The sequence below is a fragment of the Candidatus Pelagibacter sp. PS_43 genome (genome assembly GCF_059417795.1).
In genome coordinates this window covers 1,097,373-1,110,605 of sequence record NZ_CM182066.1, presented here as the reverse complement: position 1 = coordinate 1,110,605, position 13,233 = coordinate 1,097,373, and the positions used below count along the sequence as shown (strand labels likewise).

Sequence of the window (13,233 nt, the reverse complement as noted above, 5' to 3'; positions counted from 1 at the left end):
AAAAATATAGCATTATGAAAACGATTGAAGAAATAAACCAATTTAACGTTAAAAAGATATTAGCAGAAAAAAAGATACCAGAATTTTTTCCTGGCGATGTTATTAAAGTTGGTGTGAGAATTACTGAAGGAAAAAAAGATAGAATTCAGTATTTCGAAGGTGTTTGTATTGCTAGAAAAAATAGAGATCTTAATTCATCATTTACAGTTAGAAAAATTTCATTTGGTGAGGGTGTTGAAAGAACGTTTCCTTTATATGGAACCGTTATTGACTCAATTACTGTAATAAGACATGGAAAAGTTAGAAGAGCTAAATTATATTACTTAAGAGATAGAACAGGTAAATCAGCTAGAATTGCAGAAAAAATTAGAAAAAAAATAGGTATAGAAGTTGATGTTAAGCCTGAAACAGTAACAGAAGAAACTTTAGCACCAGTAGAAGCTGTAGAAGCTGAGACTGAAAAACAACCAGAAGCTCAAGTAGAAACAAAAATAGAAAAAACTGAAGAAAAAAAATAATTTTTTTTCAATGCCTTTAACTCTTTACGATAAAATTTGGAACGATCATTTAGTTGATCAGCAGGAAGATGGAACAGCCCTACTTTTTGTTGATAGGCATTTAGTCCATGAAGTTACAAGCCCCCAAGCATTTGAAGGATTAAGAAATGCAAATAGAAAAGTAAGACAACCAAGTCTTACCCTAGCTGTTGCAGATCATAATGTTCCAACTACTGATAGATCTAAGGGTATTGCTGATGCAGAGTCAAAAATTCAAGTAGATACTTTGGAAAACAATTGTAAAGAGTTTGGAATTCAATATTTAGGAATGAATGATAAACGACAAGGTATAGTTCATATTATTGGACCAGAGCAAGGATTTACACAACCAGGAACAGTAATTGTTTGTGGAGACAGTCATACAGCAACCCATGGAGCATTTGGAGCCCTAGCTTTTGGTATAGGCACATCTGAAGTTGAACATGTTTTAGCAACTCAAACCTTAGTGCAAAAAAAAGCAAAAAATTTTAGAATAAATGTAAATGGAAAGCTTCCAATTGGTGTGACTTCAAAAGATGTAATTTTACAAATTATAGGTGTTATTGGTACTGCAGGTGGAACAGGATCTGTTATAGAATATTCAGGTAGCCTAATTTCATCTTTAAGTGTTGAGCAAAGAATGACAATTTGCAATATGACAATTGAAGGTGGAGCAAGAGCTGGATTAATAGCCCCAGACGAAAAAATTTTTGAATATTTAAAAGGCAAGCCAATGTCCCCAAAAAATACAGATTGGGATAAAGCTATGAAATATTGGATGAGTTTAAAAACAGATGATGGTGCTAAATTTGATAAAGAAATAAACTTGGTTGCAGAAGATATTCTTCCCATGATTACTTGGGGAACATCTCCTCAAGACGTCATCACTATTGATGGCAAAGTTCCAAATCCACAAAATGAAAAAGATGAGGATAAGAAAAATTCTATAGAAAGATCTTTGAAATATATGGGTTTAAAGGCCGATACATTAGCTACAGATATAAAAATTGATAAAGTTTTTATTGGAAGTTGTACAAATGGTAGAATAGAGGATTTAAGAGAGGCTGCAAAAATATTAAAGGATAAAAAAAAAGCAGCACATGTTCATGCAATGGTTGTTCCAGGATCTGGGTTAGTTAAAGAACAAGCAGAACAAGAAGGGCTTGATAAAATCTTTATAGAGTCAGGATTTGAATGGAGAGAGCCAGGTTGCTCTATGTGTTTAGCTATGAATGCTGATAAATTAAAACCAGAGGAAAGATGCGCATCAACATCAAATAGAAACTTTGAAGGTCGACAAGGAAGAGGTGGGCGTACGCATTTAGTAAGCCCTGGAATGGCAGCTGCTGCAGCCATTTCTGGAAATCTTGATGATGTTAGAAAATATCAAAATTAGAAATGAAAAAATTTAATACACTTAAAAGCATTCCAGCTTATTTACCAATAGTTAATATTGATACAGATATGATTATTCCTAAACAGTTCTTAAAAACAATTAAGAGAACTGGACTTGGTAAAAATTTATTCTTCGAAATGAGGTACGATGATAACGGTAATAGTTTAAAAGATTTTGTTTTAAATCAAGAGCCTTACATTCAATCAAAAATATTAATTGCAGGTAAAAATTTTGGCTGTGGGTCATCAAGAGAACATGCGCCCTGGGCATTATTAGATTTTGGTATAACATGTGTGATAAGCTCAAGCTATGCAGATATTTTTTATAATAATTGTTTTAAAAATGGAATTTTGCCAATTACTTTGGAAGAAAATAAAATTAAAGAATTATCTGAATATTCAAAAAGAAAAGAGGAAATAGCAATTGATTTAATGGAAGAGAAAATAATTTTTGGAAATAATGAAATAAAGTTTGATATTGATCCTTTTAAAAAAAAATGCCTATTAGAGGGATTAGATGATATTGCTCTTTCATTAGCAAAAAAAGATAAAATCATGACATTTGAGGAAAATTTAAAAAATACTAAGCCATGGATATTTAATGATTAAAGTAAAAAAAAGAAAAATTTTACTTTTACCTGGGGATGGCATTGGTCCTGAAGTAATTCAGGAAGTGAAAAAAATTATTCAATGGTTAAATTCAAATAAATCTTTGGACTTTGAGATTGATCAAGATTTAGCTGGAGGATGTTCTTACGATAAACATGGAATTCCAATTACAGATGAAGTTTTTTATAAAGCTTTAGAAAGTGAAGTTGTAATGTTAGGAGCTGTTGGTGGTCCAAAGTGGGATAATTTAGATTTTTCTAAAAAACCTGAAAGAGCATTATTGAAATTAAGAAAAGAATTAAAATTATTTGCAAATTTGAGACCAGCAATTTGCTTTGAGCAATTAGTTGATGCATCAACTTTAAAGCCAGAGATTGTATCCGGATTAGATATAATGATTGTAAGAGAATTAACAGGTGGAATTTATTTTGGAGAACCAAGAGGAATTAAACCAATAGAAAATGGAGAAAGAAAAGGCATAAATACTCACACTTATACTACTAGCGAGATAGTTAGAGTGGCTAAAGTTGCCTTCGATTTAGCAAGAAAAAGATCCAACAAAGTTACTTCGTGTGAAAAATCTAACGTGATGGAAGCTGGGCAATTGTGGAAAGAAGAAGTTCAAGAATTACATGACAAAGAATATAAGGATGTAGAACTAAGTCATATGCTTGCAGACAACTGCGCTATGCAGTTATTAAGAAATCCAAAACAATTTGATGTGATTGTTACGGATAATTTGTTTGGAGACATGTTATCTGATCAAGCCTCAATGTTAACTGGTTCGTTAGGTTTACTGCCATCAGCATCATTAGGAGCTAAAAATAAAGAAGGAGAAATGAGAGCAATGTACGAACCCATTCATGGATCGGCACCTGATATAGCCGGCAAAGGAATTGCTAATCCAATCGCTAGTATTTTAAGTTTTGCAATGGCTTTAAAATATTCTTTGGATTTAGATAAAGAGGCGGAGGCTTTAGAGAAAGCGGTTCAAGATGTACTAAATGACGGCTTAAGAACTAAAGATATTCTATCAGAAGGCACAAAAGAGGTTTCAACTTCTCAAATGGGTGATGCGATAATTTCAAAATTGCAATAATCTATTAATTATTCTAAACTATTTTTATGCCAACCTATTCTGCTCCAGTAGAAGACATGATGTTTCTTTTTGAGAAATTGAGAGACAACAAAAATTACAATGAATTAGAAAAATATAAAGAAGTCAGCTCTGAACTAGTTAAGGATATATTAGATGAGGCAGCAAAAATAAATCAAAATTTAATTTTACCACTTGCAAAAATAGGAGATGAAAATCCTGCAGTTTTAGAAAATGGAGTAGTAAGAACACCCCCAGGATACAAAGAAGCGTACCAAAAATATATTGAAGATGGTTGGACTTCTTTATCTTGTGATCCAAAATATGGTGGCCAAGGAATGCCAAAAACTGTAAGTGCATTTTTTGATGAAATGCTCTCTTCTGCAAGCCTATCATTTAAATTATATAGTGAATTAAGTATTGGAGCATACAACTGTATTAATCATCATGCTTCAGATGAAATAAAAAATAGGTATTTACCCAAGATAGTGGAAGGTAAATGGAGTGGCACAATGTGCTTAACAGAACCTGTGTGTGGAACTGATTTAGGACTTTTAAAAACAAAAGCAGAAAAACAAAGTGACGGAACTTATAAAATTACTGGTCAGAAAATATTTATTACTTCGGGAGACCAAGATTTGACAGAAAATATTATTCATTTAGTAATTGCTAGAGCAACAGATTCTCCTGCTGGGACTAAGGGTATTAGCTTATTTTTAGTTCCTAAATTTAAAGTAAATGAGGATGGGACTGTTGGCCAACGAAATGGAATATCAACAGGATCCATTGAAAGCAAGATGGGTATTAAAGGTTCTGCTACATGTGTGTTAAATTTTGATCAAGCTACAGGTTTTATGATTGGTAAAAAAGACAAAGGTCTAAATGCAATGTTTACAATGATGAATCTTGAAAGAATAGTTGTTGGTATTCAAGGATTAGGAATTTCTGAAATTGCTTATCAAAATTCACTTGCTTACGCAAAAGAAAGAAAACAAGGTAAAACTAATAATACTAAATCTACTAATGGTGCAGATTTTATAATTGAGCATGCTGATATAAGAAGATCATTATTAAATATGAAATCAATAATAGAGGGTGAAAGAGCCTTATGTTTTTGGTTATCGCAACAAACTGAAGTTAGCCTGAATCATCCAGATGAAAAAATTCGCCAAGAGGCCTCTGATTTTGTTTCGCTAATGACTCCAGTGGTAAAGTCATTATTTACAGATCTAGGCATGGAAATTACAAATGATGCAATGCAAATTCATGGAGGTTATGGCTATACCAAAGACCAAGGGATAGAACAATTATTTAGAGACAACAGAATAACACCAATATATGAGGGAACAAATTCTGTGCAAGCTGCAGACTTAGTTTTTAGAAAATTATCCAATAAAAATGGAAGTATAATTAATAAATTTTTAGATCTAATAAAATCTGAAACAGATATAGATAACGAAAAAATTAAGCCATTTACTAAGGATTTTGCTCACTATTTAAGCATCTTAACTAAGTTTAGTGAATGGATAAATGAAAAAACAAAATCAGATAAAGACGATGTGAGTGCAGCAGCAAACGATTATTTAAAGACACTTGGGTTTGTGTCTGTTGCGTATGCTTGGATAAAGGTTTTAGATATAAGTTTTAAAAATTACGATGAGAACAAAAACTTTTATGATGATAAAATAAATACGGCAAAATTTTACTTTGATAAAGTTTTACCAAGAGCAGAGCAACATTATAAATCAGCCATATCTGGAAGCTCAAATATAATGAATTTTAAATTTAATTAAAATGAGTCATTACGATACTAATTTAGACAAAAATGCAGCAAACTATGTTCCATTAACACCGATATCTTTTTTGGAAAGAGCAAAAGATGTTTACCCAAATTATGAAGCAATTGTTTACGAAGATCGAAAATATACTTGGGCTGAAGTTTATAAAAGAACCACTAAATTTGCTAGTGCACTCGAAAAAATTGGTGTTAGTAAAGGTGATACCGTTTCGTTTTTAGCTTTTAACACACCAGAAATTTTTGAGGCTCATTATTCAGTTCCTATGATGGGTGCTGTGTTAAACACAATAAATATTAGGCTAGATGCTAATACTATCTCTTATATTTTAAAACATAGTGATGCAAAAGTATTAGTAGTAGATAGACAACTTCACATAGAAGTAAAAAAAGCATTAAGTAAATTGGATAAAAAAATAACTATTATCGACATACACGATAAGTTTGCAGATCAGTCAAAGTTAGAAAAAATTGGCGAACTAGAATATGAAAGCTTCTTAGAAACAGGTGATGATGGTTTTATTTGGAAAAGACCAGAAGATGAGTGGCAAGCTATATCATTAAGCTACACCTCTGGAACAACAGGAAATCCTAAAGGAGTTGTCTATCATCATAGAGGATCATATTTAATGGCAACAGGAAGTGCAGTTGCATGGAATATGCCTAACAGATTAAATTTTTTAACAATTGTTCCAATGTTTCATTGTAATGGCTGGTGCTATCCTTGGACAGTTCCAATGTTAAATGGAAGGACTATTTGTTTAAGAAATATAGATGTTAAAAAGATTTTTGAGTTAATTGATAAATACAATGTTACTCATTTTGGAGGTGCACCAATCGTATTAAATATGATTACGGGTGCTCCAGAAAGTGATCGAAAAAAATTAAAACACAAAGTTCATGTGCTTACCGCAGGAGCTCCACCACCAAGTATAATTTTCAAAAAAATGAAAGAACTTGGTTTTGAAGTAATGCATGTTTATGGTTTAACAGAAACTTATGGTCATGTTACCCAGTGCGCTTGGAATAATGATTGGAATGAATTTGATGAAGACAAACAAAATGAAATTAAAGCAAGACAAGGTGTGAGGTATCCTAATCTTGAAGGTGCAACTATTATGGACCCTGAAACTATGCAAGAAGTTCCAAGAGATGGAAAAACAATTGGTGAGATTATGCTTAGAGGTAACGTGGTCATGAAAGGTTATTTTAAGGACAAAGCAGCAACTGATAAAGCTATGGCTGGTGGCTGGTTTCATTCTGGAGATTTAGCGGTAATGCACCCAGACGGTTATGTTAAAATACAAGACAGATCTAAAGATATAATTATTTCTGGAGGAGAAAATATATCTTCAATTGAGATCGAAAATACGCTTTCTAAACACCCTTCAGTATCAATTGCTGCTGTTGTTGCTAAGCCTGATGAAAAATGGGGAGAGGTACCATGTGCATTTATTGAAATGGTAAAAGACAAGCCTACAACTGAAAAAGAATTAATAAGCTTCTGTAAAGAAACTTTGGCTAGTTTTAAGGTTCCAAAACAAGTTGTTTTCTGTGAATTACCAAAAACTTCTACGGGAAAAATTCAAAAATTTGAACTAAGAAAAAAATTTTAGGTAATTGATTGATAATAACCATAGAAAATAAAAGTGTTCATGCTTCAGATGCAGGACAAGGCATAGATAATTCTAAAGATACAATAGTATTTCTACATGGAAGTGGCCTTTCACACATTGTTTGGTCTCTAACCGAACAATTTTTTTCAAATAAAAATTTTAATGTTTTATCAATTGATTTACCAGGGCATGGAAATTCTGACGGTCCATCTATTGATACTATTGAAAAAATTACTGAGTGGCTGGAAAAAGTATTTATAGAATTAAAATTGGATAATATAATTCTTGTAGGTCATTCTCAAGGTTGTCTAGAAGCTTTAGAATATTCATTTAAATACAAAGATAGATTAAAAAAGATAGTTTTTGTTGGGGGCTCTTATCGAATGCCTGTTCATAAAGATCTCATTGATCTAGCAACAAACGGAGACTCTAATGCTGTAAAATTAATGATGAAGTGGGGATATGAAGGTTCAAAAAAATTTATTGGCGGAAATCCAGTTGAAAGAATAATCCAATCACCCAGAGACATCAGAGAAATTTTAGCAGTTGATCTTGTTGCCTGTAATAATTATCAAAATGGGTCTGATGCTGCTAAAGCTATAAATTGTCCAGCTATGTTTATATTGGGAGAACTAGACAAGATGGCTAATTTAGAAAGTGGAAAAAAATTTGCAAATTTAGTCAAAAATTCAACTACCCATATAATTAAAGGATCTGGACATATGATTATGATTGAAAAAGCTTTTGAAATGCGAGAAAAGATTTTGGAATTTTTAAATAAATGAAAAATTATTCAATAGCAAAATCTAGAAGATTAAGAAGCACCCCTTATACCTCAAGAATAGAAAAACAAGGTGTAACAGCTTATACAGTCTATAATCACATGTTGTTACCGGCGGCCTTTGGTTCAATTGAAGATGGATATCACCATTTAAAAAAATATGTTCAAGTATGGGATGTTGCTGCCGAAAGACAGGTTGAAATATCTGGAAAAGATTCAGCAAAATTAGTTCAGTTAATGACATGTAGAGATTTATCAAAATCAAAAATAGGAAGATGTTATTACTGCCCGATAGTAGATGATTTAGGAAACTTAGTTAATGATCCTGTAATTTTAAAAATAGCAGACGATAAATGGTGGATATCAATTGCAGATTCTGACGTATTATTTTATGCAAAAGGATTAGCATCCGGATATAAATTTGAAGTTAACATCATAGAGCCAACTGTAGATATAATTGCAATACAAGGCCCAAAATCTTTTGCGCTAATGGAAGAAATTTTTGGAAAAAAAATTACTGAACTAAAGTTTTTTGGTTTTGATTATTTTGACTATGAAGGTGAACAACATTTAATAGCAAGATCTGGCTGGTCAAAACAAGGGGGATTTGAAGCTTACATTCAAAATCCTGAGATAGGAAAAAAGCTATATGATAAATTATTTGAAGTTGGAAATCAGTATAATGTAAAGCCTGGGTGTCCAAATTTAATAGAAAGAATTGAAAGCGCACTACTATCCTATGGGAACGATTTTGACAATAATGATAATCCTTTTGAATGTGGTTTTGACCAATATGTTTCTTTGGATAGTGAGGTTGAATTTCTAGGTAAAGAGAATTTAAAAAAGATAAAATCCGAAGGAGCTCTAAAAAAGTTAAAAGGGGTAAAGATTGATTTACAAGAAATAAGTCTTACATCTTCAAAAAATATTTATGATGTTAACAATGTTATTATTGGTGAATTAAGGTCAGCAACTTATTCTCCTCTATTTAAGCAAGTAATTGGAATAGCCATGATTAAAAAACCTTTTTGGAAAAACACTCAGACTTTTAAAATTGATATAAATGGTAAAACTTTTGATGGAAAAGTTTGCGATTTACCCTTCATCTAGTATAAAATCTTGTAGTATCATGAATATAGCAATTGTAGGTGCCACAGGCAATGTAGGAAGAAAAATTCTCGAAGTATTAGAGAGGAAAAAATTAAAAATAAATGAATTATTTTTGGTAGCCTCATCTAAAAGTGCTGGTCAAAAAATAGTTTTTAATGGTAAGGATCATGAAGTTTTTAATCTTGAAACTTTTGATTTTTCAAAAACTAAAATTACCTTTTTTGCTGCTGGAGGAAAAATTTCTGAGAAGTATGCACCATTAGCAGCAAAACATTCAGTTGTTATTGATAACTCTAGTTTTTATAGAATGGATCAAGATGTGCCCTTAATTGTTCCTCAGGTGAACGCAGATGCTATTAAAAATATGAAAAAAAATATTATAGCCAATCCAAATTGTTCTACTGCACAATTAGTCATTGTATTAAAACCTTTACATGATTTATTTAAGATTCAAAGAATAGTTGTTTCAACTTATCAGTCTGTTTCAGGAGGTGGCAAAGGTCCAATGGATGAATTAATTGAACAAACTAAACTATCGTTAAACAATAAAAAAATTACATCTAAAAATTTTACTAAACAAATAGCCTTTAATGCAATACCTCATATCGATCTTTTTTCAGATGATGGCTACACTAAAGAAGAGTTAAAAATGACAAATGAAACAAAAAAAATACTTGATGAGCAAATTGAACTAACAGCAACTTGCGTAAGGATTCCAGTTATGGTTTCACATTCAGAGTCAGTGAATATTCAATTTGAAAAACCATTTTCTTTAGGAGAAGTTCAAGATGCCTTAAGTAACGCTAAGGGATGTAAAGTACATGATTTAAGAGAAGATGGGGGCTACATTACTCCTTTTGAAGCTGAAGGTAGTGATGAAACTTATATATCTAGAATAAGAGAAGATAAAACAAATAAAAACTCGTTAAACTTATGGATTGTTTCTGATAATTTACTAAGAGGAGCTGCATTAAATGCAGTTGAAATTGCTGAAACTTTAATTAAAAAAAATATTGATGGAAAATAACAATCCTTTATCCCCTCATATACAAGTTTATAGATGGCATATTTCATCTTTGGTTTCGATTTCTCATAGAATTACCGGAATAATAAATATAGTTGCAATCACAGCTATATGTGTTTGGGTTGCCTCTTTATTATTAGGAGAGACTAGTTATGAATTTACAAAAGTTTTTTTACAATCCATGTTTGGAAAATTTATAATTTTAGGATTAACATGGTCATTTAGTTTTCAAATCCTCAGCGAAATAAGACATTTAATAATGGATATGGGATACGGTTTTGAATTAAAAACTACTAAAATTACAGGTTTAGTTGTGATTATCGGCTCATTTTTATTAACAATTTTAATTTACCTTTTAGGAAAATAATTTTTATGAATAATGTAACTAAAAAGTGGGTACTTTTAAAAGTAAGCTCAGCTATTTTAGTTCCTTTAATGTGCTGGTTTATAATAAATTTTGTAGGTATTTTTGATAAAGATTATGCCGATGTGCTGGGTTTTTTTTCTACAAAATCATCAAAAATATTATTTTCATTATTTTTGATACTTGCATTTTTTTTCTCTAATTTAAGTATTAGTGAGGTATTTGAAGATTATATTAATGATGAAAAAAACAAAAATGCCGCAAACAAAGCATTACAAATTTTTGCTATAGTAGTTCCACTAATTACGATTATTATAGTATTTAATTTAAATATATGAGTGCTTACAAAATTATAGATCACGAATATGATGTTATTGTGCTTGGCGCTGGTGGCTCAGGTTTAAGAGCTGCAGTTGGTTTGAGTGAAGCAGGATTAAAAACCGCTTGTATATCAAAAGTATTTCCAACAAGAAGTCACACATCTGCTGCACAAGGTGGAATCTCTGCTGCCCTTGGAAACATGGGAGAAGATGATTGGAGATGGCACATGTATGATACGGTTAAAGGTGCAGATTGGTTGGGTGATCAGGATAGTATTGAGTATCTTTGTAAGGAAGCACCAAAGGCAGTAATAGAATTAGAAAAGTATGGAGTTCCATTTAGTAGAACAGATGATGGAAAAATTTATCAAAGACCATTTGGTGGAATGACTAAAAATTATGGTAATGGTATTGTTCAAAGAACATGCGCGGCTGCCGATAGAACAGGGCACGCAATACTTCATACCCTTTATGGACAAGCATTAAAGCACAACACTGAATTTTTTATTGAATACTTTGCGTTGGATTTAATAATGAAAGATGGTGAATGCAAAGGTCTTATAGCTTGGAATTTAAATGATGGAACTATCCATAGATTTAGAGCCCATATAACAATAATTGCAACGGGTGGTTATGGTAAAGTTTATTATTCTGCAACATCAGCTCACACATGTACAGGTGATGGTAATGCAATGGTACTTAGAGCAGGTCTTCCTTTACAAGATATGGAATTTGTTCAATTTCATCCAACAGGAATTTATGGTCATGGAACTTTAATTTCAGAGGGTGTTAGAGGGGAGGGTGGATATTTGGTTAATTCAAAGGGCGAGAGGTTTATGGAGAGATACGCGCCAAATGCAAAGGATTTAGCATCTAGAGATGTAGTGAGTAGATCAATGTCAATTGAGATAAATGAAGGAAGAGGTGTTGGTAAAGAAAAAGACCATGTCCATTTACACTTAAGTCATTTAGATAAAAATATTATAGAAAGTAGACTTCCAGGAATTACAGAGGCAGCAAGATTATTTGCTAACGTTGATGTAACAAAAGAACCAATACCTGTTGTACCTACTGTGCATTATAATATGGGAGGTATTCCTACTAATTATAAAGCAGAAGTTTTAACCGTTAATGGTTCTGAAAAAACTGTTCCAGGTCTTATGGCAATCGGAGAGGCTGCATGTGTTTCTGTTCATGGAGCAAATAGATTGGGTTCAAATTCATTGATTGATTTAGTTGTGTTTGGAAGGGCTGCAGCAATGAGAGCTGCAGAATTAGTAAAGCCTGGCACACCTCATGAAGAAGTAAGTGAAACTGAGACTGAAAAATGTTTAGAAAGATTTGATAAACTTAGAAATGCTAATGGAGAAACTAGCACTGCAGAACTTAGACTTTCAATGCAAAAGATCATGCAATCAAAATGTGCAGTTTTTAGAACAGATAAGACTTTAAAAGAAGGAGTTGATGAAATAAGAAAAGTTTATGATGGGATGAAGTCAATCTCAGTCAAAGATAAATCTTTAGTTTTTAATACAGATTTAGTTGAAACATTGGAATTTGATAATTTGATTAGACAAGCAATTACCACAGTTGATTCTGCTTATAATAGAAAAGAGAGTAGAGGTGCTCATGCTAGAGAAGATTTTCCAAAGAGAGATGATGAAAAATTTATGCAACATACTATTGCTTGGTGTGATGGAAAAAATACTAAAATTGACTATAGACCAGTTCATAAAACAACATTAACAAATGAGGTCCAATATTTTCCGCCACAAGAGAGAGTTTATTAATGGTTCAAATTAGTTTACCTGAAAATTCTAAAGTTCAAAAAGGTAAATATTACAAAGATACAACTGGATCAAAAAATATCAGAAAAGTTAATATTTATAGATGGGATCCATCAACTGGAGAAAATCCAAGAATAGACACATATGAAGTTGATATGGACAACTGTCCTACAAAAGTTCTAGATTTATTAAATAAAATTAAAAGTGAAATAGACCCATCACTAGCGTATCGAAGATCTTGCGCTCATGGTGTTTGTGGTTCTTGTGCTATGAATATGGATGGTAAGAATGGTCTTGCATGTACAACGCCTCATTCTGAAATTGAAGGTGATATAAATATTTATCCTCTTCCACATTTAAAAGTTAAAAGAGATTTGATTGGGGATTTAAATGGACTTTATAAACAGTACCAGTCAATAGAGCCTTGGTTAAAAACTAATACTAAAGTTGAAACAACTGAAATTATTCAATCTAAAAAAGATAGAGAAAAACTAGATGGAGCGTACGAGTGCATTATGTGTGCATGCTGCTCAACATCCTGCCCAAGTTATTGGTGGAATGGTGACAAATATTTAGGGCCTGCTGTATTACTACAAGCGTACAGATGGATAGTTGATAGTAGAGATGACGAAAGAAAAGAGAGATTAAAAAAAGTAGCTGATGAGCTTAAGCTTTATAGGTGTCATACTATTATGAATTGTACTAATGCCTGTCCAAAAGGACTAAATCCTGCAAAAGCTATAGCTGAATTAAAGAAAATGCTTGCAACAGCCTAATTACCGCTTTAAATAACAGCATTC

The 13,233-nt window shown here is 32.0% G+C and carries 13 protein-coding genes; all 13 read left to right on the top strand.

Features of this window, described 5'->3' with window-relative positions; genetic code table 11:
• The first annotated feature begins 14 nt into the window (after positions 1 to 14).
• Genes rplS through AC5SLL_RS05960 form a run of 13 tightly spaced genes read left to right on the top strand, consistent with a single transcriptional unit; the run spans position 15 to position 13,209 of the window.
• Positions 15 to 518 (top strand): 50S ribosomal protein L19, encoded by a 504-nt coding sequence (gene rplS, locus AC5SLL_RS06020; protein WP_494586468.1) that lies wholly within the window; start codon positions 15 to 17, stop codon positions 516 to 518.
• 10 nt (positions 519 to 528) lie between these two features.
• A complete protein-coding gene (gene leuC, locus AC5SLL_RS06015; RefSeq protein ID WP_490039841.1) occupies positions 529 to 1,932 on the top strand; it encodes a 3-isopropylmalate dehydratase large subunit in 1,404 nt (467 codons plus the stop codon).
• Between the two features lie 2 nt (positions 1,933 to 1,934).
• On the top strand, positions 1,935 to 2,540 hold the full coding sequence (gene leuD, locus AC5SLL_RS06010; RefSeq protein WP_490039840.1) for a 3-isopropylmalate dehydratase small subunit: 606 nt from the start codon (positions 1,935 to 1,937) through the stop codon (positions 2,538 to 2,540).
• A complete protein-coding gene (leuB, locus tag AC5SLL_RS06005) occupies positions 2,533 to 3,639 on the top strand; it encodes a 3-isopropylmalate dehydrogenase (RefSeq protein ID WP_494586467.1) in 1,107 nt (368 codons plus the stop codon). Before leuD ends, leuB begins: the two co-directional genes overlap by 8 nt.
• 26 nt (positions 3,640 to 3,665) lie before the next feature.
• Entirely contained in the window at positions 3,666 to 5,429 is a 1,764-nt protein-coding gene (locus AC5SLL_RS06000) for an acyl-CoA dehydrogenase family protein (RefSeq protein ID WP_494586466.1), read from the top strand.
• 1 nt (position 5,430) lies between these two features.
• Positions 5,431 to 7,047: an acyl-CoA synthetase gene (locus tag AC5SLL_RS05995; protein ID WP_494586465.1), complete on the top strand. Its 1,617-nt coding sequence runs from the start codon at positions 5,431 to 5,433 to the stop codon at positions 7,045 to 7,047.
• 8 nt (positions 7,048 to 7,055) lie between these two features.
• The gene (locus tag AC5SLL_RS05990; RefSeq protein ID WP_494586464.1) at positions 7,056 to 7,832 is read left to right on the top strand and encodes an alpha/beta fold hydrolase; all 777 of its coding nucleotides are present in this window, start codon (positions 7,056 to 7,058) and stop codon (positions 7,830 to 7,832) included.
• Complete coding sequence (locus AC5SLL_RS05985) at positions 7,829 to 8,938, top strand: dimethylsulfoniopropionate demethylase (protein WP_494586463.1); 1,110 nt, start codon at positions 7,829 to 7,831, stop codon at positions 8,936 to 8,938. The genes AC5SLL_RS05990 and AC5SLL_RS05985 overlap by 4 nt, the downstream gene beginning before the upstream one ends.
• Before the next feature lie 19 nt (positions 8,939 to 8,957).
• Positions 8,958 to 9,965 (top strand): aspartate-semialdehyde dehydrogenase, encoded by a 1,008-nt coding sequence (locus tag AC5SLL_RS05980; protein ID WP_494586462.1) that lies wholly within the window; start codon positions 8,958 to 8,960, stop codon positions 9,963 to 9,965.
• Positions 9,955 to 10,329 carry a succinate dehydrogenase, cytochrome b556 subunit gene (sdhC, locus tag AC5SLL_RS05975; protein WP_494586461.1) on the top strand — a complete coding sequence of 125 codons (375 nt, stop codon included), beginning with the start codon at positions 9,955 to 9,957 and terminating at the stop codon, positions 10,327 to 10,329. The genes AC5SLL_RS05980 and sdhC overlap by 11 nt, the downstream gene beginning before the upstream one ends.
• 5 nt (positions 10,330 to 10,334) lie before the next feature.
• Entirely contained in the window at positions 10,335 to 10,664 is a 330-nt protein-coding gene (gene sdhD, locus AC5SLL_RS05970) for a succinate dehydrogenase, hydrophobic membrane anchor protein (protein ID WP_494586460.1), read from the top strand.
• Entirely contained in the window at positions 10,661 to 12,436 is a 1,776-nt protein-coding gene (gene sdhA / locus AC5SLL_RS05965; RefSeq protein ID WP_494586459.1) for a succinate dehydrogenase flavoprotein subunit, read from the top strand. The genes sdhD and sdhA overlap by 4 nt, the downstream gene beginning before the upstream one ends.
• The gene (locus AC5SLL_RS05960) at positions 12,436 to 13,209 is read left to right on the top strand and encodes a succinate dehydrogenase iron-sulfur subunit (RefSeq protein WP_494586458.1); all 774 of its coding nucleotides are present in this window, start codon (positions 12,436 to 12,438) and stop codon (positions 13,207 to 13,209) included. Before sdhA ends, AC5SLL_RS05960 begins: the two co-directional genes overlap by 1 nt.
• Positions 13,210 to 13,233: the final 24 nt, after the last annotated feature.

What these genes read in the sequence shown, in the direction of transcription:
- AC5SLL_RS05995 (WP_494586465.1), top strand. Translation starts at nt 5,431, where the DNA reads ATGAGTCATTACGATACTAATTTAGACAAAAATGCAGCAAACTATGTT.
- leuB (WP_494586467.1), top strand. Translation starts at nt 2,533, where the DNA reads ATGATTAAAGTAAAAAAAAGAAAAATTTTACTTTTACCTGGGGATGGC.
- AC5SLL_RS05980 (WP_494586462.1), top strand. Translation starts at nt 8,958, where the DNA reads ATGAATATAGCAATTGTAGGTGCCACAGGCAATGTAGGAAGAAAAATT.
- sdhD (WP_494586460.1), top strand. Translation starts at nt 10,335, where the DNA reads ATGAATAATGTAACTAAAAAGTGGGTACTTTTAAAAGTAAGCTCAGCT.
- sdhA (WP_494586459.1), top strand. Translation starts at nt 10,661, where the DNA reads ATGAGTGCTTACAAAATTATAGATCACGAATATGATGTTATTGTGCTT.
- AC5SLL_RS05960 (WP_494586458.1), top strand. Translation starts at nt 12,436, where the DNA reads ATGGTTCAAATTAGTTTACCTGAAAATTCTAAAGTTCAAAAAGGTAAA.
- sdhC (WP_494586461.1), top strand. Translation starts at nt 9,955, where the DNA reads ATGGAAAATAACAATCCTTTATCCCCTCATATACAAGTTTATAGATGG.
- rplS (WP_494586468.1), top strand. Translation starts at nt 15, where the DNA reads ATGAAAACGATTGAAGAAATAAACCAATTTAACGTTAAAAAGATATTA.
- leuD (WP_490039840.1), top strand. Translation starts at nt 1,935, where the DNA reads ATGAAAAAATTTAATACACTTAAAAGCATTCCAGCTTATTTACCAATA.
- leuC (WP_490039841.1), top strand. Translation starts at nt 529, where the DNA reads ATGCCTTTAACTCTTTACGATAAAATTTGGAACGATCATTTAGTTGAT.
- AC5SLL_RS06000 (WP_494586466.1), top strand. Translation starts at nt 3,666, where the DNA reads ATGCCAACCTATTCTGCTCCAGTAGAAGACATGATGTTTCTTTTTGAG.
- AC5SLL_RS05985 (WP_494586463.1), top strand. Translation starts at nt 7,829, where the DNA reads ATGAAAAATTATTCAATAGCAAAATCTAGAAGATTAAGAAGCACCCCT.